The sequence below is a fragment of the Streptomyces sp. NPDC001220 genome (assembly GCF_053597895.1).
Genome location: NZ_JBSFJE010000006.1, coordinates 354,028 through 377,029 on the forward strand (window position 1 = coordinate 354,028; position 23,002 = coordinate 377,029).

Sequence of the window (23,002 nt, forward strand, 5' to 3'; positions counted from 1 at the left end):
AGTGCGCACATGGGACATTGGCTGGAGCGGAACGTCATCGAGCCGGGCAAACTCCCGCTGTTGCTCGCCCTGACCGCCTTCGTCCTGACCTTTGTGATCACACGGGTCATCACCCGGCTGATCCGCGCCGGAAAGGGCCCGTTCGGCAACGTGAAGGCGGGCGGCCTGCACATCCACCACGTGGTCCCCGGGGTCGTCCTCGTCGTCGTCGGCGGTTTCGGCGCGGTCTCCAGCGGCCGGCAGGGCTTCGGCGCGGCCCTCGCCGCGGTCGTCTTCGGTATCGGCGCGGGGCTCGTGCTCGACGAGTTCGCCCTGATCCTGCACCTCGACGACGTCTACTGGACCGAGGAGGGCCGCCAGAGCGTGGAGGTCGTCGTGGTCACCGCCGCGATGGTCGGGCTGCTGCTCGCCGGGTTCTCGCCGTTCGGCGTCAACGACCTCTCGACGGACGAACTCCAGGGCCGGGGCGCCGTCATCGCGAACATCGTGGCGAACTTCTTCTTCTCGCTCGTCGCCCTCAGCAAGGGCAAGGCCCGTACCGCGATCTTCGGGGTGGTCGTCCCGTTCGTCGGTGTCGTCGGCGCGGTCCGCCTGGCCCGGCCCGGCTCGGCCTGGGCCCGCCGCTTCTACGTCAACCGCCCGCGCGCCCGGGCCAGGGCCGGGCTGCGCACGTACCACCACGACCGCCGGTGGGCGCGGCTGAGCAGGACCCTTCAGGACTGGATCGGCGGCAAACCCGACCGCCCGGAACCGGCCCGGCTGCCCGGCCGCCGCTGATGCCACCGGCGCCGCAGCCGGCGCCCCGCCGTCACCGCCGCGTACAGCGCCACCACGCCCGCGATGGCCGCCAGATGCTCCTTGCCGGCGAGGTTGTCCTTGACCGCCACCTCGACCACCATCGCCGCCACCACCGCACCCGCGGTGACATCCGCGCCGTACCGCCGGCAGAGCACGACCGCGAGCCCGACGACGGCCGCCGAGGGGCCGGTGTCCACCACCCAGGCGTCCGAGGCGGGCAGGCCCAGCGGGCTGTGCGGGCCCAGCGCGATGCCGACGCGGGCGTACAGCGTGCCGGCGAGGGTCGCGACGTACGCGACGGTCAGCGTCCGCCACCAGCCCAGGCACACCTCGGCGATGCCGAACACGACCAGGATCTGCACCAGCGCGCCCCAGACCGGCAGGTCCAGCGCCGGCACGAACAGCGACAGGGGAGTGCGCAACAGGGCCGGCCAGAGCGGGTCCGCGGCGCGCACGCCCCCGACGTCCTGCACGAACCGGTAGCCCCACGACTGGTTCTGGACGAACTGCAGCAGCGCCGTCAGGCACACCGCCGCCACCGACATCGGCACCGCCCGCAGCCGCCGCTCCGTCAGCGGGCCGCGCACGGTGGCGTACAGCGGACCCCACTCGGCGCGGACCCAGCGGCCGAGCGGCTTCATGCGGCGGTCCTCACCGTTGCGGGGCCCGGTCCGTGTCCAGATGCCGGCGGCGCAGCCACCTCGGCAGCACCGACACGGCCCCCAGGAACCCCTCCGCACGGGCCGACGAGAGGCCGATGCGCGGCAGATCCGCGCTCTTCTCGAAGAGCAGGAACCGGGGTTCCCAGATCGGCCGGTACTTGGCGTTGGCCCGGTACAGGGACTCGATCTGCCACCACCGGGAGAAGAAGCTCAGCAAGGACCTCCACAACCGCAGCACCGGCCCCGCGCCGAGACGCGCGCCACGTTCGAAGACCGATCGGAACATGGCGAAGTTGAGCGAGACCTGCGCGATCCGGATCTCTCCGGCACGCCGCAGCAGCTCGATGACCATGAACTCCATCAGCCCGTTGTCGGAGTCCCGGTCCCGCCGCATCAGGTCGAGGGAGAGGCCGCCCGGCCCCCACGGCACGAACGACAGCAGCGCCCGCAGCCGGCCCTCGCCGTCGGTGCACTCCAGCATCACGCACCGCCCGTCCCGGCCGTCCCCGAGCCGCCCCAGCGCCATGCTGAACCCGCGCTCGGTGGCGCCGTCCCGCCAGTCGTCGGCGCGCCGCAGGAGATACGCCATCTCGTCGGCGGGGATGTCCTCGTGCCGGCGGATCCGCACCGAGTAGCCGGCCCGCCCGACCCGGTTGTGGGCCTGCCGGACGGTCCGCATGGCCCGTCCCTCCAGCGTGAACTCGGCGACCTCGACGATCGCCTCGTCCCCTAGCTCCAGCGCGTCGAGACCGTGCCGCGCGTACACGGTCCCGGCCTCCTCGCTCGCCCCCATCACCGCCGGGATCCACCCGTGCGCCCGGGCCTCGCTCAGCCACGGCGCGATCGCCCCGGGCCAGGCCTCCGGATCCCCGATCGGATCCCCGGAGGCGAGGCTCACCCCGCCCACCACCCGGTAGGCCACCGCCGCCTTCCCGGTCGGCGACCACACGACGCTCTTCTCCCGGCGCAGCGCGAAGTACCCGAGCGAGTCCCGCTCGCCGTGCCGCTCCAGCAGCTCCCGCAGCCGCTTCTCGTCGTCCTCGCTGATCGGGTCGACGGCGCGGCGGGAGCGGAAGGCGGCGTAGAGGACGGCGAGGACCAGGAGTGTGCTCAGCACGTTGACGGAGACGTTCACCCAGTTGGGCGGCGCGATGTACGGGAACCGGGAGGGGTCGGCGGCGACCGAGACCAGGCGCAGGGTGCCGTAGTGCCAGCGCTCCACGAACGTCGAACGGGTGGCGTGCGGGGCCTGGTTGGTGACGGTCACGAGGAGGGCGGCGAGCAGCGAGGCGAGCAGCCCGCCGCCGACGGCCACGGTCGCGGCGAGCCGCGGGTTCGACCGGTCGCCCTTGGCGTAGAACTCCCGGCGGCCGGCCAGCAGCGCGCCCACGAAGGCGGCGGTCAGCGCGATCGAGATCCAGTTCTGCGGGTACCGCCGGATCTCCGGGAACACCATGGCGAACGCGAACAGCGCGAGGAACAGGCCGCTCAGGACGAGGTTGAGGATCCAGGCGGCCCGCTTGCGCCGCCGCATCGTGATCGCGAGGAACGCGGTGAACACGCCGGAGGCGAAGCCGGCGGTCAGCAGGTACGGCGTGAAGAAGTCCTCCTGGTTGTGCCGCCGCACGTCCTGCCCCAGCGACACCCACACCGCGCTGAGGAAGTTGACGAAGGCGACGGCCCGCAAGTACCACACGGCAAAGGCGGCGGCCCGCCGGGAAACCCCGCCGGCCCGCCACCATTCAACGGCAATTCGGACATCTCCCATGGAGATGGATCATATGGGCGCCCCCGCGGCGAACGCCGTCACACGCACGGACCTCGCCGTTGCCGGTGATACCTCTACTCCTCCGGCTTTTCCTCTTCCCCTGCCACTTCCCCTGCCACTTCCCCGGTTTTCTCCGGGAGTTCCGCCGCCAGGGCCGCCGCGGACTGGACCAGGGGGAGGGCGAGCAGCGCTCCCGCTCCCTCGCCCACCGTCACGCCCTGTTCCAGCAGCGGCTCCAGGGCCATCCGGTCCAGTGCCTTCGCCTGGCCCGGCTCGCCGCTGTCGTGGCCGGCCAGCCACCAGTCCGGCGCCCGGAACGCGATCCGCTGCGCGACCAGCGCACACGCGGCCGTCACCACTCCGTCCAGTACCACCGGCAGCTTCCGCACCGCCGCCTGCAGCAGGAACCCGGTCATCGCCGCGAGGTCGGCCCCGCCGACCGTCGCCAGCAGCTGCAGCTGGTCCCCGAGCACCGGCCGCGCCCGCCGCAACGCGTCCCGGATCGCCGCGCACTTGCGCATCCACGCGAGGTCGTCGATGGCGAGCCCGCCCCGCCCGGTCACCACGGACGCGTCGGTCCCGCACAGCGCCGCGACGAGGACGCAGGCCGCCGTGGTCCCCCCGACGCTGACATCGCCGAGCACCACCAGATCGGTCCCCGAGTCGGCTTCCCCGTCGGCCAGCGCCATCCCCGCCCGGAAGGCCTCCTCTGCCTCCTCCAGGGTCAGCGCGTCCTCGACGTCGATACGGCCGCTGCCCCGCCGCACCCGGTGCCGTACGACCTCCGCGGGCAGCGTGTCCGGGTCGCAGTCCAGCGCCATGTCGACGATCCGCAGGGGTACCCCGAGCCGCCGGGCCAGCACCGCAACCGGGCTCGCCCCCTCCAGAACCGCCCGCACCAGCAGCTCGGCGGTGCCCGCGGGCCGCGCGGACACGCCGAGTTCCGCGACGCCGTGGTCACCGGCGAAGAGCAGGACCCGCGGCCGTTCGACCGGCCGTACCGGCACGGAACCCTGTGCGGCGGCCAGCCACTCACCCAGGTCGTCGAGGCGGCCCAGCGATCCGGGCGGCACGACCAGCCGCTCCCGGCGCGCCTCTGCGTCACGGCGCACACCGCCGTCGGGGCGCTCGATCAGATCGGTGAAGTCGTCGAGATTAAGCGAGCTCATTCGCCGAACAGTACCGGCACCGAACGAACGCTTCGGTGTCAGATCGCCAGCACACCCGCACGGCGTCTTGGCAGGCAAGATCCGTATCCCATACGTTCCGTTTTGCAGCGTATTGCGTACAGGGAGCACAGGGAGCCGCCCATGCCGCCCACACCCGAACTCCTCCCGGGCACCGACCGGTTCCACGAGCCGCGCCGCGAGGACTGTCCCTGGTGCGGTTCCAGACGCCTGCGCACCCGGCTGCGCACGTCCGACCTGCTCCACCACCGGCCCGGCAGGTTCGCCGTCGACGAGTGCCGCGACTGCGCCCACGCCTTCCAGAACCCCCGGCTGACCGCGGAGGGCTTCGTCCTCTACCACCGGGACCACTACGAGGGCCGTCTGGAGGACTACGCCGACGCCCTGCTCGCGACCCGCGGCGGCCGCCGCAGGCACCGCGCCGCCGCCCGCGCGATGCTGGCGCTGACGGAGCCGGAGAGCTGGCTGGACATCGGGACGGGCCACGCCCACTTCCCGCGGACGGCGAAGGAACTCTTCCCGTACACCTCGTTCGACGGCCTGGACTCGACCCTGCGGGTGGTGTGGGCCCAGGCCGAGGGGCACATCGAGGAGGCGCACTGCGGCCACCTGACCGCACCGGGGGTGCTGGCCCGGCTGCGCGCCCGCTACGACGTCGTCAGCATGTTCCGGCACCTCGAACACGCCCCCGACCCGCGCGCCGAACTGCGCGCGGCGCTCGCGGCGCTACGGCCCGGCGGCCACCTCCTGATCGAGATCGCCAATCCGCGCAGCGCCTTCGGCGCGCTGCTCGGCAAGTGGTGGGTGCCGTACGGTCAGCCCCGCCACCTGCATCTGCTGCCGCCGGCCAACCTGCGGGCGGAGCTGGAGTCCCAGGGCTGCGAGATCCTGAGAGCCGAGCGGAGGACGCCGCACATCCCGTACGACATCTCGGCGGCGGTCGCGCTGCTGCTGGGCCGGGTGCTGCCGAAGCGGGCGCTGGGCGCGACGGCTCCGCTGGTGGCCGCGGCGGCGGCCGTCGACCACGTCCTGGCCCCCGTGCTGCGCCGCACCGTCTTCTCCAACGGGTACCGGATCATCGCGAGAAAGAGGTGACGACGGTCCGTCGCGCGTCTGCGGGCGAGCGGGGGCTGGTCGCGCAGTTCCCCGCGCCCCTCACGGGGCCCGTCGTAGCTGAGGGCAGTCGGGCAGTCGGGTAGCCGGGCCGCCGGGGCGAAGGCGTCCCCCGTCCCCGTCCCACTACCGCAGCACCACCGCCTGTCCGGCCACCACCAGCACCACGTGCTCGCACTCGGCCGCGAACGCCGTGTTCAGCCGGCCCAGTTCGTCCCGGTAGCGGCGGCCCGACGCGGTGGCCGGCACGATGCCCGACCCCACCTCGTTGGAGACGGCGACCACCGTCCGCCGGGTCGAGCGCACCGCCTCCGTCAGCTCCCGCACCCGCTCCCGCAGCGCCTTCTCCCCGCCCGACGCCCACTCCGTGTCGTCCCACGCCCCGACGGAGTCCATCGCGTCCGTCAGCCACAGCGACAGACAGTCCACCAGCAACGGCGGCCCGTCCTGCGCCAGCAAGGGCACCAGGTCGCAGGTCTCCGTCGTACGCCACGACCCCGGCCGCCGCTCCCGGTGCACGGCGACCCGCGCCGCCCATTCGGTGTCCCCGCCACGCGTCCCGCCCGTGGCGACGTACAGCACGTCGGGGAAGGACTCCAGCCGCCGCTCGGCCTCCACGGACTTGCCGGACCGGGCCCCGCCCAGCACCAGCGTCCGGCGCGGAACGTCGGGCACCTCCTCGTACACCCCCACCGTCAGCGTCGTACCGTCCGGCACGGCCCGCGCCCCGGCCGCCGCCAGCCGCCGCCGCAACTCCGGTCCCGGCGGCACGTCGTGGTCGAGATGGACGGCGACGACGTCGGTGGCCGGGCCCACCGCCGCCACCGCCCGCAGACGTGCCAGCGCGTCCGGGCGGCCCACGACGTCCAGGAGCGCCATGTCGTACGACTCCGTGCTCCCGTTCTCCAGTCCGGCCGGCGCACCGCCCGGCGGCAGGTACAGCAGCCGCTGCCCGTCGGGGCCGGTCACCGCGTACCCGGTGCCGCCCGCGTCCATCGCCAGCGCCCGCACCCGGTGCCCGGTCAGCAGCGCCAGCTCCCGGCCGTCCGGTACCCGCCCCGGCTGCGGCAGTCCGGCCGGCACCTCGACGGCGGGTCCGTCGTGCGGATGCGAGAGCAGCACCTGCCGTACGCCGGTGAGGGACCGCCCGGCGCGTGCCGCGGCGAACGCCGCGCCCGGCGTCAGGTCGAGCAGCAGCGTTCCGTCGACGAGCGCCGCCGTGGCGGCCCGGACATCCGCCCCGACGGCGCAGGCACAGGCCGCACAGGGACAGTCCGGGCGGGGCAGACCCGCGGGAGCACCGGTACCGAGCAAAGTCACTTCCACGCCCTGATTTTCACCTGTCCCCACGGTTCTCGCTTCAGCGGGCGCCGCGTGCGACGCGCCCCGGAAGGGACGCGGGGCTGCAGCGGCGTGCGGCTCCGCCGCGCGATCGCGACCAGCCCCTGCCGAGCCCGCACATACCCCACAACCAGCGGAGTTTTTGTCGGCGTCCTTATACGATGCACCAGTTGGATCAAAGGAGGCCTACATGGCGGCATGGACGTGGCGGTTCGAGAAGGCCGACGGGACGGAGGTCCAGCCCGCGGTGGAGCCCGAGGAGTTCACCACTCAGGGCGACGCCGAGTCATGGATCGGCGAACAGTGGAAGGCGCTGCTGGCCGGCGGCGCCGACCAGGTGCGGCTCTACGAGGACGCCACCGAGATCTACGGCCCGATGAGCCTGCACGCGGACGAGTCCTGAGAGGTGCCGGTCCGGGGCGGCCCCGAGCGGGTCGCCCCGCCGTCACTGGTCGCCCAGCGTCACGTCCACCGTCCGCTGGACGTCCTCCCGGCTGTACGTCACCGTCGTCTTCTGCCCCGGCCGGTCCACGGCGAGCGACTCGGCCAGTGAGGTGATGGTGGTGATGCGGTCGTCACCCACTTTGGTGATGATGTCGCCGGGCCGGATACCCGCCTTGTCGGCCGCGTCCCCCGGCTTCACGGTCACGACGGCCACCCCGGCGGGCTGGTAGTTCACGTCGACGACCGTGCGGCCGCTGATGCCGAGCGCGGCCCGCCCCGAGTCGGTCACCTTGCCCTGCTTGATGATCTGGTCGGCGACCGTCTTCACCATCGACCCCGGGATGGCGAACCCGATCCCCGGCGCCGCGCTGCCCCCCAGGTCCGGGTCGCTCGCGGCGAGCGTCGGGATGCCGATGACCTCGCCGTTGAGGTTGACCAGGGCGCCGCCGCTGTTGCCGGGGTTGATGGCGGCCGAGGTCTGCACCATGTTGGGGATGGTGGCCCCGGTGCCGCCGCCCTCCTGGTTCTCGCTGACGGTCCGTCCGGTCGCCGACACGATGCCCTCGGTGACGCTCGACGACAGCCCGAGCGGTGACCCCATGGCGAGCGTGATCTGCCCGACCTCGACCTTCTCGGTGTCCCCGAAGGCGGCCGCCTTCAACCCGTCCGGGATCTTGTCGAGCCGCAGGACCGCCAGGTCCTGCTCGGGGTAGGAGTAGACGAGCGTCGCGGTGAGCGGTTCCTCGTTGTTGGCGGTCGTCACCTTGAACTTCTTCTCGCCCTTGACGACATGCGCGTTGGTGACGATGTGTCCCTTGTCGTCGTAGACCACGCCGGACCCCAGGTCGCTGCTGGCCTGGATCTGCACCACCGACGGCAGGACCTCCTTGATCACCTTCTGGTACCGGTTCTGCAGGTCGATCGCCGCCACGGGAACGGCCGCCGCCTGGGCGGCCTGGGTGGTCGAGCCGTCCTCGGCCGGGTCGCCGCCGAAGGCGGAGCAGCCGGAGACGAGGGCCAGACAGCAGGAGCCGAGCGCGGCGGCCGTACGGAAGGTCCGACGAGTACGGGAAGCGTCCATGCCCCCGAGTCTCGTCGCGGGGTGCCGGACCGGCTCGTGCTGCTGACCCGAACGAGCAGCGCACGCGGCGGGTTCAGCCGCGGACCCCGCACAGGTGCAGCAGCGCCGCGACCGCACGGTACGGATCCGTCCGCCCGGCCCGCTCCTCGGCCGCCAGCAGCGTCTCCAGGTCGGCGGGTGGTCCGGCGCCGTCCGCGGCCGTGTCCGTGAACACCCGTACGCCGTACCAGGAGTGCAGCGGCGCGCCGATGCCGGCGAGTGCGGCGGTGAGGATGGTCAGCCGGTCGGCCCGCACCTCGAGGCCCAGCCGGTTGCGGTAGGAGACGGTGTCGAAGGCGCCCATCGCCCCCGTCCAGTCCCCGCTCAGACCCGGCCGCATGGCCAGCGCGTCGGCGTTGCGCACCAGCAGCGAGAGCAGGCCGCCGGGGGCCAGCATCCGGGCCAGCCCGGCCAGCAGCGCGTCCGGCTCCTCGACGTACATCAGCACGCCGTGACAGAGCACCAGGTCGAAGCTGCCGGGCAGAAAGTGGACGCCTGTGTCCCGTCCGTCCCCCTCGACGATCCGCACCCGTTCGCGGATCCCCTCCGGCTCACCGGCCAGGGCCTCCCGCGCGGCCGCGATCATCGTCGGTTCCCGCTCGACGCCGGTCACCTGGTGCCCGGCGCGGGCCAGCCGCAACGCCTGGGTGCCCTGGCCCATCCCCACGTCGAGCACCCGCAGCCGCTGCCCGACCGGGAACCGCCCGGCTATCTGCTCGTCGAGCTGCCGGGCCACCAGCTCCTGTCGTACGACGTCACGCAGTCCGCCCAGCCTGGTCAGCCAGGCCTTCGCCGCACCCCCGGAGAAAGGCTCTGTGCTCAGGGCCGCTCTCCGCGCTTGACCTGCGGCTTGGGCAGCCGGAGCCGGCGCATCTGGAGGGAACGCATCAGACCGTAGGCGACGGCGCCCTTCTTGTTCTGGTCCGGGAAGCGCTCGGCGAGGCGCTTGCGCAGGCGCAGGCCGCTCACCGCCGCGTCGAGCACGATCAGCACGATCACGACCAGCCACAGCAGCAGTGCGATGTTCTTGATCGCCGCGTTGTTCACCACGCTCATGACCAGGATGATCACGGCCAGCGGCAGGAAGAACTCCGCCACGTTGAAGCGCGAGTCGACCCAGTCGCGGGCGAGCTTGCGGACCGGACCCTTGTCACGGGGCGGCAGATACCGCTCGTCGCCGGTGGCCAGCGCCTGGCGCTGCCGCTCCATGGCGGCACGCCGGTCATCGCGCTGACGCTTGGCGGCGTCCTTGCGCGTCGTCGGCGTGTTGGCCACGCTGCGTCGCTGGGTCTGGGCCTCACTGCGCTTGGGCGTGGGCCTGCCCTTGGGCGCCTGCGGGTCACGGGTCTGCTTGGAGTCGGTCACCGCCGCCTTGTCGGCGGGGGCCTTCTCATCCTTGGCACGGCTACGGAACACAAAACCCAAGGGTACGGGGTCGACGGGTGTGGGCCCTAGTCCGGTGGGGAACGATCCCGCAACGTCAGTCGTCTCCAGAGGGGACACAGGGGACGTTGCAGACGGTTCGCTCGGGGGAGCACCTACTACCTGTGCCGGAGTGGAACTGTCCGCAGTCGTCCTTGGGGATGAGCGCATCGGTCCCCGAACAGTGCGGTAATGGAGGCAGGGCCCGTACTGTGGGTTCTGTCGCAGGATCTGTGAGCTGGAGTCCGTCAGAAGGGGGCGCGCGAAGCCCATGAGCGGTGTCATGAAGCGTATGGGGATGATCTTCCGCGCGAAGGCGAACAAGGCCCTGGACAGGGCCGAGGACCCGCGCGAGACCCTTGATTACTCCTACCAGAAGCAGCTTGAGCTGCTCCAGAAGGTGCGCCGCGGGGTGGCCGACGTCGCCACCTCCCGCAAGCGGCTCGAACTCCAGCTGAACCAGCTCCAGCAGCAGTCCACCAAGCTGGAGGACCAGGGCCGCAAGGCGCTCGCGCTCGGCCGCGAGGACCTCGCCCGCGAGGCGCTGTCCCGCCGCGCCGCCCTCCAGCAGCAGGTGACCGACCTGGAGACGCAGCACGCCACCCTCCAGGGCGAGGAGGAGAAGCTCACCCTCGCGGCCCAGCGCCTCCAGGCCAAGGTGGACGCCTTCCGCACGAAGAAGGAGACCATCAAGGCCACCTACACCGCCGCCCAGGCCCAGACCCGCATCGGTGAGGCGTTCTCCGGCATCTCCGAGGAGATGGGCGACGTCGGCCTCGCCATCCAGCGCGCCGAGGACAAGACGCAGCAGCTCCAGGCCCGCGCCGGCGCCATCGACGAACTGCTCGCCTCCGGTGCCCTCGACGACCCGACGGGCATGGCCAAGGACGACATCGCCGCCGAGCTGGACCGCCTCTCCGGTGGTACGGATGTAGAGCTGGAGCTCCAGCGGATGAAGGCGGAGCTGGCCGGCGGACAGCCGCAGCAGGCGATCGAGGGCGGCGCCGGCCAGGGCCAGCAGGCGCAGCAGCCGCAGGACACCCCGCGCTTCGACAAGCAGTAGCCGACGCCTGGAGGGCGACATGGCCGACATGGTCGTAAGGATCATGGGGGAGGGCCAGGTGCGGCTGGCCGACAGCCACCTCACCGAGCTGAACAAGCTGGACGACGAGCTCCTGGCGGAGACGGAGTCCGGCGACGAGTCGGCCTTCCGCCGCACCCTGGGCGCCCTCCTGGACAAGGTCCGAGAACTCGGCACCCCCCTCCCGGACGACGCCCTGGAACCCTCGGACCTGATCCTGCCCTCCCCGGACGCCACCCTGGAGGAGGTCCGGGCCCTGCTGCGGGACGACGGCCTGATCCCGGGCTGACGCGATGCGTCCGGCTCGCCTGCCCCCCTGATGCGACGCGTCCGGCTCGGCAGGCCCCCGGACCTGAGCCCTTCAGCTGAGCGAGTCAGGCGGGCGGGCCGGAAACCGGGCGGTGCCGACGGCGGCCCGAACCGACGGTTCCGGCCCGCACCAACCAGCCGTACTGTTCAGACCGTGAGCCCCTTCGAAAGAGCCCGCTGCAGAGTCGGCGCGCATCCACTCGCCGTGGACGCGGTCATCGCGGCGGGCGCTCTCGTGTGCATGGTCGTGAGCTCTTTCGCCGTCCCGCACGGCGCGCACGGCGTCGCCTGGGGCATCCGCACCCCGGACCCGCTCAGCCTGGTCCTGATGACGCTCGCCGCCGTCGCCCTGGTCTTCCGCCGGCACGCCCCGAAGACGGTCCTGGCCGTCACCGGCGCGGCCTCCGTCGTCGAGTGCGTCACCGGCGACCCCCGCGCCCCCGTCGCGATGGCGGCCGTCGTCGCCCTCTTCACCGTCGCCGCCACCACCGACCGCCGGACCACCCTGCGGGCCGGCCTGCTCACCATGACCGTGCTGACCACCGCCGCGATGGCCGCGGGCCCCCTCCCGTGGTACGCCCAGGAGAACCTCGCGATCTTCGCCTGGACCGGTATCGGCGCCACCGCCGGGGACGCGGTGCGCAGCCGGCGGGCCGTCGTGCAGGCCATCCGGGAGCGTGCCGAGCGCGCCGAGCGGACCCGCGAGGAGGAGGCCCGCCGCCGGGTCGCCGAGGAGCGCCTGCGCATCGCCCGTGACCTGCACGACGTCGTCGCCCACCACATCGCCCTGGTCAACGTGCAGGCAGGAGTGGCCGCGCACGTCATGGACAAGCGGCCCGACCAGGCCAAGGAGGCCCTCGCCCACGTCCGCGAGGCCAGCCGGTCCGCGCTCAACGAACTGCGTGCCACCGTCGGCCTGCTCCGGCAGTCCGGCGACCCCGAGGCCCCGACCGAACCCGCCCCCGGCCTGCACCGCCTCGAAGAGCTCGCCGACACCTTCCGCAACGCCGGCCTCCAGGTCGAGGTGGCCCGCGCCGACCAGGGCACCACCCTGCCCGCCGCCGTCGACCTGGCCGCCTACCGGATCATCCAGGAGGCCCTGACCAACGTGCAGAAGCACGCCGGACCCGAGGCCAAGGCCGAGGTCAGCGTCGTACGCGTCGGACCGCACATCGAGGTCACCGTCCTCGACAACGGCTCCGGCGAGCACACCGCCCCCGAGGCCGGCGGCGGCCACGGCCTGCTCGGCATGCGCGAGCGCGTCACCGCCCTGCGCGGCACCCTCACCACCGGCCCCCGCTACGGCGGCGGCTTCCGCGTCCATGCGATCCTGCCGGTCAAGACCGACACCGACGACCGTACGAACCACCGGACGGCCGCCCTGGGGGATTCCGCATGACGATCCGTGTCCTGCTCGCCGACGACCAGGCCCTGCTGCGCAGCGCGTTCCGCGTGCTCGTCGACTCCGAGCCCGACATGGAGGTGGTCGGCGAGGCCTCCGACGGCGCCGAGGCGGTGCGGCTGGCCGGGGAGACCCGGGCCGACGTCGTCCTGATGGACATCCGGATGCCGGGCACGGACGGCCTGGCCGCCACGCGGCTGATCAGCGAGGACCCGTCCCTGGACCGGGTGCGGGTGGTCATACTGACCACCTTCGAGGTGGACGACTACGTCGTGCAGGCGCTGCGCGCGGGCGCCTCCGGCTTTCTCGGCAAGGGCAGCGAACCGGAGGAGCTGCTGAGTGCCATCCGGGTCGCCGCCGGCGGCGAGGCGCTGCTCTCGCCGACCGCCACCAAGGGGCTGATCGCCCGCTTCCTCGCCCAGGGCGACACCGGCGCCGACGGCCTCGACCCGGCCCGCGCCGAGCGGCTGGACGCACTCACCTCACGCGAGCGCGAGGTGCTGGTCCAGGTCGCCGGCGGGCACTCCAACGACGAGATCGCCGAGCGCCTCGAGGTCAGCCCGCTGACCGTGAAGACGCACGTCAACCGGGCCATGGCCAAGCTGGGCGCCCGGGACCGGGCGCAGCTCGTGGTGATCGCCTACGAGTCGGGGCTGGTCCGTCCGAGGATGGAGTGACCTCCACCCGGCCGTACTGCGGCGGGAGTAGGAGCCGGATAAAGGACGGCACCCAGGGCCTACGTGAGCGGGGCGGCGCATGGGTGAGGGTGGTGGGGTGGGCGCTCACAGGTGTCCCCTGTGCCGCTCGTCCGCCGTTCATCCGCCGCTCACAGCAGCTCCGCTCACAGCAGCAGCTCACCGAAAAGAGACCCTGACCCATGTCCTGGCTGTCCCGATTCAGCCTCGCGCAGCGGGCCCTGATAGGCCTCATGTCATTGATCGCGCTCGCCTTCGGGGCGATCGCCATCCCCCAGATCAAGCAGCAGCTGCTGCCCACCATCTCCCTGCCCATGGTGTCGGTCATCGCCCCCTACCAGGGAGCTGCCCCCGACGTCGTCGAGAAGCAGGTCATCGAGCCCGTCGAGAACAACCTCGAAGGCGTCGACGGGATCACCGACGTCACCTCCACCGCGAGCGAGGGCAACGCCGTGATCATGGCGTCCTTCGACTACGGCAGCGACACCAAGCAGCTGGTCGCCGACGTCCAGCTGGCCGTCAACCGCGCCCAGCTCCCGGACTCCGTCGACCCGCAGGTCATCTCCGGCTCGACGGACGACATGCCGACCGTGGTCCTCGCCGTCACCTCCGGCAAGGACCAGCAGGCCCTCGCCGACCAGCTCGACAAGACGGTCGTCCCGGACCTGAAGGACATCGACGGCGTCGGCCGCGTCCAGGTCACCGGCGTACGGGACCTCCAGGTCACCGTCACCCCGGACCAGGCGAAGCTGGCCGGGGCGGGCCTCACCCCGGCCGTGATCGCCCAGACGCTGCAGGCGGCCGGCGCGACCGTGCCGGCGGGCTCCTTCGACGAGGACGGCGCCAACCGCACCGTCCAGGTCGGCGGCGGACTCACCTCGCTGGGGCAGATCAAGGACCTGATGGTCAGCGGGCCGGGCGTCAAGAAGCCCGTGCGCCTCGGTGCCGTGGCCTCGGTCAAGGAGCAGGAGGCTCCGGCCGACTCGATCACCCGCACCGACGGCCGTCCCAGCCTCGCCGTGAACGTCACCATGGACCACGACGGCAGCGCCGTCTCCATCTCGAACGCGGTCAAGGACAAGCTGCCCAAGCTGCGTCAGGACCTCGGCTCCGGCGCCACCCTCACCGTCGTCAGCGACCAGGGCCCGGCGGTCTCCAAGTCCATCAAGGGCCTCACCACCGAGGGCGCTCTGGGCCTGGTCTTCGCGGTCCTGGTCATCCTGGTCTTCCTGGCCTCGATCCGCTCGACCCTGGTGACGGCGGTCTCCATCCCGCTGTCGGTGGTCCTCACGCTGATCGTGCTGTGGACCCGGGGTCTCTCCCTCAACATGCTCACCCTCGGCGCGCTGACCATCGCCATCGGCCGGGTCGTCGACGACTCGATCGTGGTCCTGGAGAACATCAAGCGCCACCTCGGCTACGGCGAGGAGCGCCAGGCCGCCATCATCGGCGCGGTCCGCGAGGTGGCCGGCGCGGTCACCTCCTCCACCCTCACCACGGTCGCCGTCTTCCTGCCGATCGGCCTGGTCGGCGGCATGGTGGGCGCCCTGTTCGGCTCGTTCAGCATCACCGTGACGGCCGCGCTGCTCGCCTCCCTGCTGGTCTCGCTGACGGTCGTACCGGTGCTGTCGTACTGGTTCCTGCGCGCCCCGAAGGGCACCCCCGAGGACGCCGCGGAGGCCCGCCGCAAGGCCGAGGCGAAGGAGGCCGACAGCCGGCTCCAGCGTGCCTACGTGCCCGTCCTGCGCTTCGCGACCCGGCGCCGCCTCACCAGCGTGCTGATCGCGATCGTGGTCCTGGTCGTCACGTTCGGCATGGCCGGGCTGCTGAAGACCAACTTCTTCGACCAGGGCGACCAGGAGGTCCTCACCGTCAAGCAGGAGCTGAAGCCGGGCACCAGCCTGGCGGCGACCGACGCGCAGGCGAAGAAGGTCGAGAAGCTGCTCGCCTCCGTCGACGGGGTGAAGGACTACCAGGTCACGGTCGGCTCGTCCGGCTTCATGGCGGCCTTCGGCGGCGGCACCGACACCAACCAGGCGTCGTACTCGGTGATGCTGGACGACGCCAAGTCGTACGACAAGGTGCAGACGGCCATCGAGGACGGTCTGCACAAGCTCCCGGGCATCGGTACGACCACGGTGTCCGCCGGTGACGGCTTCGGCAGCCAGGACCTGAGCGTCGTCGTGAAGGCGGCCGACGGGGGCGTGCTGCGCAAGGCCTCGGAGCAGGTCCGGGCCACCGTCGCCGAGCTGGACGACGTCACCGACGTCACCAGCAACCTCTCCCAGAGCGTGCCGCGCATCTCGGTGAAGGCCAACTCCAAGGCCGCGGCGGCCGGGTTCGACGACCAGACGCTGGGCGCCGCCGTCACCCAGGCGGTCAAGGGCACCACCGCCGCGAAGGCGGTTCTCGACGACACCGAGCGGGACGTCGTCGTGAAGTCGGCGAAGCCGGCCGAGACCCTCGCGCAGCTGCGCGCCCTCAAGCTGGGCCCGGTGAAGCTGGGCGACATCGCCACCGTGAAGCTGGTGGACGGGCCGGTGTCGATGACCCGGATCGACGGCCAGCGCGCCGCGACCGTCACGGCGAAGCCGACCGGTGACAACACCGGCGCGGTCAGCACCCAACTCCAGTCCAAGATCAAGGCGTTGAAGCTCCCGGCGGGGGCGACGGCCTCGATCGGCGGGGTCACCTCGGACCAGGACAGCGCGTTCAAGAACCTGGGCCTGGCGATGCTCGCGGCGATCGCGATCGTCTTCATGCTGCTGGTCGCGACCTTCCGCTCGCTCGTCCAGCCGCTGATCCTGCTGGTCTCCATCCCGTTCGCGGCGACCGGCGCGATCGGCCTGCTGGTCGTCACCGGCACCCCGATGGGTGTCCCCGCGATGATCGGCATGCTGATGCTGATCGGCATCGTGGTGACCAACGCGATCGTGCTGATCGACCTCGTCAACCAGTACCGGCGCCAGGGACACGGCGTGGTCGAAGCGGTCATCGAGGGCGGCCGGCACCGGCTGCGCCCGATCCTGATGACCGCCCTGGCGACCATCTTCGCCCTCCTCCCGATGGCGCTCGGCGTCACCGGCGAGGGCGGCTTCATCGCCCAGCCGCTGGCGGTGGTCGTGATCGGCGGTCTGATCACCTCCACGCTGCTCACCCTGCTGCTGGTGCCGACGCTGTACGCGATGCTCGAACTCCGCAAGGAGCGCCGGGCCAGGAAGCGGGCCGCGAAGCGGGGCCAGGGGGCAGCGGACTCTGCCCCGGCGGCCGAGGAGCCGCAGCCCGCGGCCGTGTGACGGTCCCGCGAACGGCGGCCGGTTTCCGGAACACCTCCGGGAACCGGCCGTCCGCGTCCGGCCGTTCCGTATGCTGGCGCCGCGAACTGCAGGGCGGGGAAGGGGAGTTTCGGCGTGCCGCTGCACAAGGACGACCCGAGGTCCCTCGGCGGGTACCGGCTGGCCGACCGGCTCGGGGCCGGCGGGATGGGCATCGTCTACTGGGGCCGGTCGCGCTCCGGGCGCGAGGTCGCCGTCAAGGTGGTGCACGCCCAGTACGCCGAGGACCCGGTCTTCCGCGCCCGGTTCCGGCAGGAGATCGAGGCCGCCCGCCGGGTCAGCGGCGCCTTCACCGCCCCCGTCCTGGACGCCGACCCGGACGCGCCGGCCCCCTGGATGGCCACGCAGTACGTGCCGGGCCCCTCCCTCGCCGCCCGGATCCGGTCCCAGGGCGCGCTCCGCGTCACCGAGCTGCGGCCGCTGGCCCTGGGCCTGGTGGAGGCGCTGCGGGACATCCACCGGGCCGGGGTGGTGCACCGCGACCTGAAACCGGGCAACGTCCTGATGGCCGAGGACGGTCCCCGGGTCATCGACTTCGGCATCTCCCGGGCCGCCGAGAACCACAACACCCTGACCGAGACCGGGCAGATGGTCGGCACCCCGCCGTTCATGTCCCCGGAGCAGTTCACGGACGCCCGTACCGTCGGCCCCGCCTCGGACGTCTTCTCGCTCGGCGCGCTGCTGGTGTACTGCGTCACCGGACGCGGCCCCTTCGACGCCGACAGCCCCTATCTGACCGGCTACCGGGTGGTCCACAACGAGCCCGTACTGGACGGGGTCACCGGCCCGTTGCGCGCGGTCCTGGTGCGCTGCCTGGCCAAGGACCCGGCCGCCCGGCCCGAACTGGACGAACTGGCCCGGGAGTTCGCGACGGCCCTGCCGGAGTCGTCCGCCGAACCGCAGACCATGACCCTGCGCCTGCCCTCCGCACGGCCCGGCACCGCCCCGTCCCTCGACGCCACCACCCCGCCGGGCACCGGCCGCCGCCCGCGCCGCCGCACCCCCCGGCTGCTGGTGGCCGCCGCAGCGGTGACCGCCATCGCCCTGACCGGATACTTCCTGCCGGGCGCCTGGAACGGCGACGGCGAGGCACGCACCGGCTCCTCGGCGTCCCCCGGATCCCGCTGGGGCACCCTTCCCGACGGCTGGAAGCCCTGGCAGACAACGGTGTCCGCGACCGCCGAGCAGGGGGTGAAGAAGGCGCCGGGCTACGAGGGCGACACCTCGCCCTCCTGCGTCTCCGACGGCTCCTCCGTCTACTGCGGCGGCACCGCCCTCCTGCCCACCCGGGTCGACGCCACCACCGGCCGGACCCGGTGGCGCTCCCCGATCGCACCCGCGGGCATCCCGGCCGACCGCTACATCACCACCGTCCTCGGCGTGGACGACGGCCGGGTCCTCGTCGAACTGCAGGTCACCGACACCAACGGCGCGGGACAGGCGCAGTCCGTCATGGCGCTCGACAGCCGGAACGGCGCCCGGATCTGGTCCCACGCGGTACGCACCGACAGCCTGGGCTCGGCCTACGCCGACGGGGTGACGCTGACCCAGGAGGGCGACGGCAGCGCGGTCACCGTCCGTTCGGCGCGCGACGGCAGTGTGCGCAGAACCGTGCCCGTGCCCCAGGGCTGGCTCTGCTCGCTGCTCGCCGTGGGGGACTTTCCCTATGTGGACTGCGGCGATCAGACGGACGGCTCGCACGCCACGAGGTTCTTCGCCGTCGACCCGGCGGACGGGCCGGTGCGCACCCTGAACTCGCCCGCCCAGACGGGCAGTTTCGTGGGCACGCTCTCCGGACAGCTGGTCTTCCTGGAGGCCGACGACCAGGACGTCGACAACGGCCCCGACCTGATCTACACCCGCATCGTGCGCGTCGACCCCGGCACCGGCAAGCGCACCCTGACGGCCCTGCCCGAGCACTACCGGGGCGGACTGCCCACCCTGGCCCGGGGCACCCTCTACCTCGCCACCTCCAGCGGCCTGGTCACCGCCTTCTCCCCGACGACGGGGGAGAAGCGGTGGAACAGCCACACCACCCTGGAGTCGCCGGGCCAGGCCTCGGTGGACGCGAGTGGCCGCACGCTCTTCATGGCCGGCGCGAGCGGGCGGGTGGTCGCGCTGGACACCGCCAAGGGCACCGTGCTGTGGGAGTCCTCCGCCCGCGCCGAGGTGCTGGGCAACAGCGGCCTGCTGCCGACCGTGTGGTTCAACCGGGGCGCCCTGGTCCTCTCCACCTCCGACGGCACGATCTTCACCCTCGACCCGGCCGACCCCGAGCGGAAGCCCGTCTCGGGGTGACCTCGGGTCGTACGGCTACGGCAGCGCCAGCATCCGCTCCAGGGCCAGCTTGGCGAACGCCTCCGTCTCCTTGTCGACCTCGATCCGGTTGACCAGGTTGCCCTCGGCCAGCGACTCGAGGGTCCAGACCAGGTGGGGGAGGTCGATGCGGTTCATGGTGGAGCAGAAGCAGACGGTCTTGTCGAGGAAGACGATCTCCTTGCCCTCGGGAGCGAAACGGTTCGCCAGCCGGCGGACCAGGTTCAGCTCGGTGCCGATCGCCCACTTGGAGCCGGCGGGCGCGGCCTCCAGCGCCTTGATGATGTACTCGGTCGAACCGACGTAGTCGGCCGCGGCCACCACCTCGTGCTGGCACTCCGGGTGCACCAGGACGTTCAACCCGGGGATGCGCTCGCGCACGTCGGCCACCGAGTCCAGGCTGAACCGGCCGTGCACCGAGCAGTGGCCGCGCCACAGGATCATCTTCGCGTCGCGCAGCTGGTCGGCGGTGAGGCCGCCGTTCGGCTTGTGCGGGTTGTAGAGCACGCAGTCGTCCAGGGACATGCCCATGTCCCGGACGGCGGTGTTGCGGCCGAGGTGCTGGTCGGGGAGGAAGAGCACCTTCGTGCCCTGCTCGAAGGCCCACTCCAGGGCCCGCTGGGCGTTGGAGGAGGTGCAGATGGTGCCGCCGTGCCTGCCCGTGAACGCCTTGATGTCCGCGGACGAGTTCATGTACGAGACGGGGACGACCTGCTCGGCTATCCCGGCCTCCGTCAGCACGTCCCAGCACTCGGCGACCTGCTCGGCCGTCGCCATGTCGGCCATGGAGCAGCCGGCCGCCAGGTCGGGCAGGACCACCTTCTGGTCGTCCGAGGTCAGGATGTCGGCGGACTCGGCCATGAAGTGCACACCGCAGAAGACGATGTACTCGGCCTCCGGGCGGGCGGCCGCGTCCCGGGCCAGCTTGAAGGAGTCGCCCGTGACGTCGGCGAACTGGATGACCTCGTCGCGCTGGTAGTGGTGGCCGAGCACGAAGACCTTGTCGCCGAGCTTCTCCTTGGCCGCGCGGGCGCGCGCGACCAGGTCCGGGTCGGACGGCGAGGGCAGGTCGCCGGGACACTCGACGCCCCGCTCGCTCTTCGGGTCGGCCTCACGGCCGAGCAGCAGCAGGGCGAGCGGAGTCGGCTGTACGTCGAGCTCCGTGGTCTGGGCGGTGGTCACGACACGCACCCTTTCTACTTTTCGTCGTTCTGACGTTATCTATCATAACCGCTTCACGTCAGTTTGACGATGCCCATTGTGTCGATGTGACGTGAATCCCGGCGCCATACGGGAGGGTTGCGGGAGAGTGGCCGTGGGGTGGTTGTGGTGTGGTCGGGGAGTGGTCAACGGGCCGCTGGGCGTGACTTCGGGCATGTGCGAGCATGAAGGAAGAGAAAAACGCGAGAACGCGAATGCCGGCCCGGAATGAAACAGCGGACCCGCCGGTTGCACTCGTCGGCAAGCAGTCTCCGTACAACCCGGGAGAGATGTAGATGTCCGTATCGGACGAGACCAGCACCGCCACCGACGGCATCATCCTCAGTGACGCCGCCGCGGCCAAGGTCAAGGCCCTGCTCGACCAGGAAGGCCGTGACGACCTCGCCCTGCGTGTCGCCGTCCAGCCCGGTGGCTGCTCCGGCCTGCGCTACCAGCTCTTCTTCGACGAGCGTTCCCTCGACGGCGACGTCGTCAAGGACTTCGGTGGCGTCAAGGTCGTGACCGACCGCATGAGCGCTCCCTACCTGGGCGGCGCGTCGATCGACTTCGTCGACACCATCGAGAAGCAGGGCTTCACGATCGACAACCCGAACGCGACCGGCTCCTGCGCCTGCGGCGACTCCTTCAGCTGAGCCGACACGGCCGGCCGAGCCGGCCGGCAGCGAACGAAGGCGGCGGCCCCTCACGGAGGGGCCGCCGCCTTCGTGTGTCCTCGTCCTCAGCCCACCTGCGGGTCGAGCGTGGTCGCCTTCTCCTTCGGGACCGCCCTGCCGTCCGTGCCGACCACCTTCCGGCCGTCCAGCGGCGCCTTGAGACGCACCGTCTGGTGGTACTGCTTGGCGATCATGACGCAGATCTTGTCCGGCCAGGGCGTCTCGGTCACCTTGACCACCACCTGCTCCGAGCCCTCGTCCGCGGTCGCCTTGTAGTCGGCGCACACCCCGCCGGTGAAGGCGACGGTCAGCTCACTGCCGTCGGCCGTGTAGCCGTCCACCTTCACGTCCTTCGGGGCCCCCGGGGAGGAACTCGGCGTCGGCGAGGCGGCGGAGGCCAGGTACTTCGGGTCCACCGCCGGATAGGTGACGGTGTACGAGTCCGCCGCGCCGCGCACCTGGAACAGCCAGGACGGCACCAGGGCCTGCCGGCCGCCGACGGAGTGCGCGGCCAGCCCGAACACCGCGTTCTGGACCACGGCCGAGGAAGCCGAGGAAGCCGGGGAAGTCGAGGAGGCGGACGACGTCGAGGCGGAGCACGGCTGCTCCAGCCGGTCCTTCAGCGGTACGGAACTGGCGCAGCCGCCGATGCCCATCCGGTGGTCCGAGCGGGGCGCCGCGTTCATCAGACCCAGCGTCTTCTCGGCGCTCAGCACCGGATACATGTCGCCCTTGACCGGCGTCGCCAGCATCCCGTTGCCGCCGACGACCTCGCCCGCCTTGCTGACGGTCAGCCCGGTCGTCCAGCCGTACGTGGGCAGCCCGCCGACCACCGGATCGGCGTTCACCGCCCGCTGGGCGCCCATGACCTGGCTCGCGTCGAGCTTCGCGCCGTCCTGGCCGAGCGCCTTGAGGACCGGGGCGGCCGCCTTCTGCGCGGCGGAGACACTCACCGGGGCGGCGGCCGGCGCCGCCGGGTCCTGCGCGCACACCAGGCCGGACTTGCAGTTGTCGGTGCCGGGGGCGTAGCGGCTGTACGTCCAGATGCCCGGGGCGGTCCGGTTCACCTGGAGACTCCCGCCGGAGCCGTCGTTGTCGGTGCCGACCTTCCACACCTGGCCCTCGGCGACCGGCGCCCCCTCGATCCCGAGCGCCTTCGCCAGCGCGGCCACCCGCTCCTTGGAGACCTCGCCGGCCGGCTGGTACACCGCGGCCGAGCCGGGGCCGCCGGGGAGCGTTCCGCCCGCCCGGTAGGTCACTCCGTAGGGGTTGGGCTCGCCCGGTGCGATCCCGTTGCCGCCGGAGGAGTAGCCGTCCAGGGCGAGCGGCGGGGGAGTGGCACCACCGGAGGTACCGGTCCCGGCCGCCCCGGTACCGCCGCCGGAGCCGCCGCCGGAGCCGCCGCCGGAGCCGCCGCTCGCGGCGAGATAGGCCCCGCCGCCGCCGACCAGCAGCACGGCGGCGGCCACGGAGGCGATGACAGCGGGAGACCGACGCCGGGCGGGACGGCCGCCGTCGGCCCCGAATCCCTCGGCACCGGAGAGCGAGGCCACCTCGGACTCGGGCACCACGTCCGGATCGGAGCCCGAGGCGCGCGCGGCCGCCGCACCCGGAGCACGGGCTCCTTCCGGCTCCGGGGCTGCTTCCGAGCCGAGGTTCTTCTCCGGCTCCGGTGCTGCCTCCGGCTGCTCCGGAGCCGTGTTCGGCTCGAGGGGCGTTTCGGCGGCGGGGCCGGCGGCCGCTCGGGGGGCTGCTGTGGGCTCGGGGGCCGTTTCCGGCCAGGCCTCGGCCTCGGCGCGGGTCGATTCCGGCTCGGAGTTGCCCGCGGGCTCGGGAGACGCCTCCGTGGCAGGGGGCACGGTCGGCTCAGGGGTCGCTCGCGGCTCTGCCGCGGTCCGCTCCCCTTGCGGGCGGGCGGTGCTCTCGGCGGGGCCCGTGCCGGGCCTGGCGACTGCCTTCGGCGACTCCGGGGTGGCCTGGGTCTCCGGGGGCTCCCCGGTGGTACCCGCGGCCGCGTCGTCGTCGTTCTCGGGTCGCTCGCTCTTCACCGCATCGCTCCTTGCCGCGTGTCGTATCCCGCCTCCCCTTCACGGGGGACGGCGATGGGACGCGGGAGGGGAGCGCGCGGTTCCCTG

Annotated in this window: 19 protein-coding genes; 10 read left to right on the forward strand and 9 right to left on the reverse strand. The window is 72.3% G+C overall.

All coding sequences use genetic code 11. The features are described from left to right. Window positions 1–9 precede the first annotated feature (9 nt). A complete protein-coding gene (locus ACWDGI_RS17405; RefSeq protein WP_450759857.1) occupies window positions 10–777 on the forward strand; it encodes a hypothetical protein in 768 nt (255 codons plus the stop codon). Here the strand turns inward: ACWDGI_RS17405 and ACWDGI_RS17410 are convergent. The 3 genes from ACWDGI_RS17410 to cobT all read right to left on the reverse strand — a co-directional run bounded on the left by ACWDGI_RS17410 (window position 714) and on the right by cobT (window position 4,397). After that, on the reverse strand, window positions 714–1,439 hold the full coding sequence (locus ACWDGI_RS17410; RefSeq protein ID WP_450759859.1) for a hypothetical protein: 726 nt from the start codon (window positions 1,437–1,439) through the stop codon (window positions 714–716). The two genes, ACWDGI_RS17405 and ACWDGI_RS17410, sit on opposite strands and share 64 nt — an antisense overlap. A 10-nt stretch (window positions 1,440–1,449) precedes the next feature. Continuing rightward, complete coding sequence (locus ACWDGI_RS17415) at window positions 1,450–3,228, reverse strand: phosphatidylglycerol lysyltransferase domain-containing protein (protein WP_450759861.1); 1,779 nt, start codon at window positions 3,226–3,228, stop codon at window positions 1,450–1,452. 74 nt (window positions 3,229–3,302) lie between these two features. Further along, window positions 3,303–4,397, reverse strand: coding sequence for a nicotinate-nucleotide--dimethylbenzimidazole phosphoribosyltransferase (cobT, locus tag ACWDGI_RS17420; protein WP_450759862.1), 1,095 nt, complete (start codon window positions 4,395–4,397; stop codon window positions 3,303–3,305). A 141-nt stretch (window positions 4,398–4,538) separates the two neighbouring features. On the opposite strand from cobT, the gene ACWDGI_RS17425 reads away from it, so the two are divergent. Beyond that, window positions 4,539–5,510, forward strand: a complete 972-nt coding sequence (locus ACWDGI_RS17425; protein WP_450759864.1) for a class I SAM-dependent methyltransferase — start codon at window positions 4,539–4,541, stop codon at window positions 5,508–5,510. 144 nt (window positions 5,511–5,654) lie between these two features. Here the strand turns inward: ACWDGI_RS17425 and ACWDGI_RS17430 are convergent, their stop codons facing one another. Then, window positions 5,655–6,854, reverse strand: coding sequence for a bifunctional adenosylcobinamide kinase/adenosylcobinamide-phosphate guanylyltransferase (locus ACWDGI_RS17430; protein WP_450759866.1), 1,200 nt, complete (start codon window positions 6,852–6,854; stop codon window positions 5,655–5,657). A gap of 205 nt (window positions 6,855–7,059) precedes the next feature. Between ACWDGI_RS17430 and ACWDGI_RS17435 the strand changes: the two genes are divergently transcribed. Then, window positions 7,060–7,272 carry a hypothetical protein gene (locus tag ACWDGI_RS17435; protein ID WP_234542644.1) on the forward strand — a complete coding sequence of 71 codons (213 nt, stop codon included), beginning with the start codon at window positions 7,060–7,062 and terminating at the stop codon, window positions 7,270–7,272. Window positions 7,273–7,314: 42 nt separating this feature from the next. Here the strand turns inward: ACWDGI_RS17435 and ACWDGI_RS17440 are convergent, their stop codons facing one another. From ACWDGI_RS17440 to ACWDGI_RS17450, 3 genes are all read right to left on the reverse strand, one after another. Further along, window positions 7,315–8,394: a S1C family serine protease gene (locus ACWDGI_RS17440; protein WP_450759868.1), complete on the reverse strand. Its 1,080-nt coding sequence runs from the start codon at window positions 8,392–8,394 to the stop codon at window positions 7,315–7,317. A 73-nt stretch (window positions 8,395–8,467) separates the two neighbouring features. Further along, window positions 8,468–9,169, reverse strand: coding sequence for a class I SAM-dependent methyltransferase (locus ACWDGI_RS17445; RefSeq protein WP_450759870.1), 702 nt, complete (start codon window positions 9,167–9,169; stop codon window positions 8,468–8,470). Between the two features lie 83 nt (window positions 9,170–9,252). Further along, on the reverse strand, window positions 9,253–9,849 hold the full coding sequence (locus ACWDGI_RS17450) for a DUF3043 domain-containing protein (RefSeq protein ID WP_450759872.1): 597 nt from the start codon (window positions 9,847–9,849) through the stop codon (window positions 9,253–9,255). Between the two features lie 277 nt (window positions 9,850–10,126). On the opposite strand from ACWDGI_RS17450, the gene ACWDGI_RS17455 reads away from it, so the two are divergent. The 6 genes from ACWDGI_RS17455 to ACWDGI_RS17480 all read left to right on the forward strand — a co-directional run bounded on the left by ACWDGI_RS17455 (window position 10,127) and on the right by ACWDGI_RS17480 (window position 18,975). Further along, window positions 10,127–10,918, forward strand: coding sequence for a PspA/IM30 family protein (locus tag ACWDGI_RS17455; RefSeq protein ID WP_362730221.1), 792 nt, complete (start codon window positions 10,127–10,129; stop codon window positions 10,916–10,918). A 28-nt stretch (window positions 10,919–10,946) separates the two neighbouring features. Then, window positions 10,947–11,225 carry a PspA-associated protein PspAA gene (pspAA, locus tag ACWDGI_RS17460; protein WP_450760073.1) on the forward strand — a complete coding sequence of 93 codons (279 nt, stop codon included), beginning with the start codon at window positions 10,947–10,949 and terminating at the stop codon, window positions 11,223–11,225. A 174-nt stretch (window positions 11,226–11,399) separates the two neighbouring features. Beyond that, window positions 11,400–12,644: a sensor histidine kinase gene (locus ACWDGI_RS17465; RefSeq protein WP_450759874.1), complete on the forward strand. Its 1,245-nt coding sequence runs from the start codon at window positions 11,400–11,402 to the stop codon at window positions 12,642–12,644. After that, complete coding sequence (locus ACWDGI_RS17470; protein WP_450759876.1) at window positions 12,641–13,324, forward strand: response regulator; 684 nt, start codon at window positions 12,641–12,643, stop codon at window positions 13,322–13,324. The genes ACWDGI_RS17465 and ACWDGI_RS17470 overlap by 4 nt, the downstream gene beginning before the upstream one ends. A 200-nt stretch (window positions 13,325–13,524) precedes the next feature. After that, complete coding sequence (locus tag ACWDGI_RS17475) at window positions 13,525–16,638, forward strand: efflux RND transporter permease subunit (protein ID WP_450759878.1); 3,114 nt, start codon at window positions 13,525–13,527, stop codon at window positions 16,636–16,638. Between the two features lie 114 nt (window positions 16,639–16,752). Then, complete coding sequence (locus ACWDGI_RS17480; RefSeq protein WP_450759880.1) at window positions 16,753–18,975, forward strand: protein kinase domain-containing protein; 2,223 nt, start codon at window positions 16,753–16,755, stop codon at window positions 18,973–18,975. Window positions 18,976–18,990: 15 nt separating this feature from the next. Here the strand turns inward: ACWDGI_RS17480 and nadA are convergent, their stop codons facing one another. Next, window positions 18,991–20,175: a quinolinate synthase NadA gene (nadA, locus tag ACWDGI_RS17485; protein WP_450759882.1), complete on the reverse strand. Its 1,185-nt coding sequence runs from the start codon at window positions 20,173–20,175 to the stop codon at window positions 18,991–18,993. A gap of 314 nt (window positions 20,176–20,489) precedes the next feature. On the opposite strand from nadA, the gene ACWDGI_RS17490 reads away from it, so the two are divergent. Beyond that, window positions 20,490–20,846 (forward strand): iron-sulfur cluster assembly accessory protein, encoded by a 357-nt coding sequence (locus ACWDGI_RS17490; RefSeq protein ID WP_030951236.1) that lies wholly within the window; start codon window positions 20,490–20,492, stop codon window positions 20,844–20,846. An 86-nt stretch (window positions 20,847–20,932) separates the two neighbouring features. On the opposite strand, the gene ACWDGI_RS17495 is transcribed toward ACWDGI_RS17490, so the two are convergent. After that, window positions 20,933–22,915: a hypothetical protein gene (locus tag ACWDGI_RS17495; protein ID WP_450759884.1), complete on the reverse strand. Its 1,983-nt coding sequence runs from the start codon at window positions 22,913–22,915 to the stop codon at window positions 20,933–20,935. Between the last annotated feature and the right edge of the window lie 87 nt (window positions 22,916–23,002).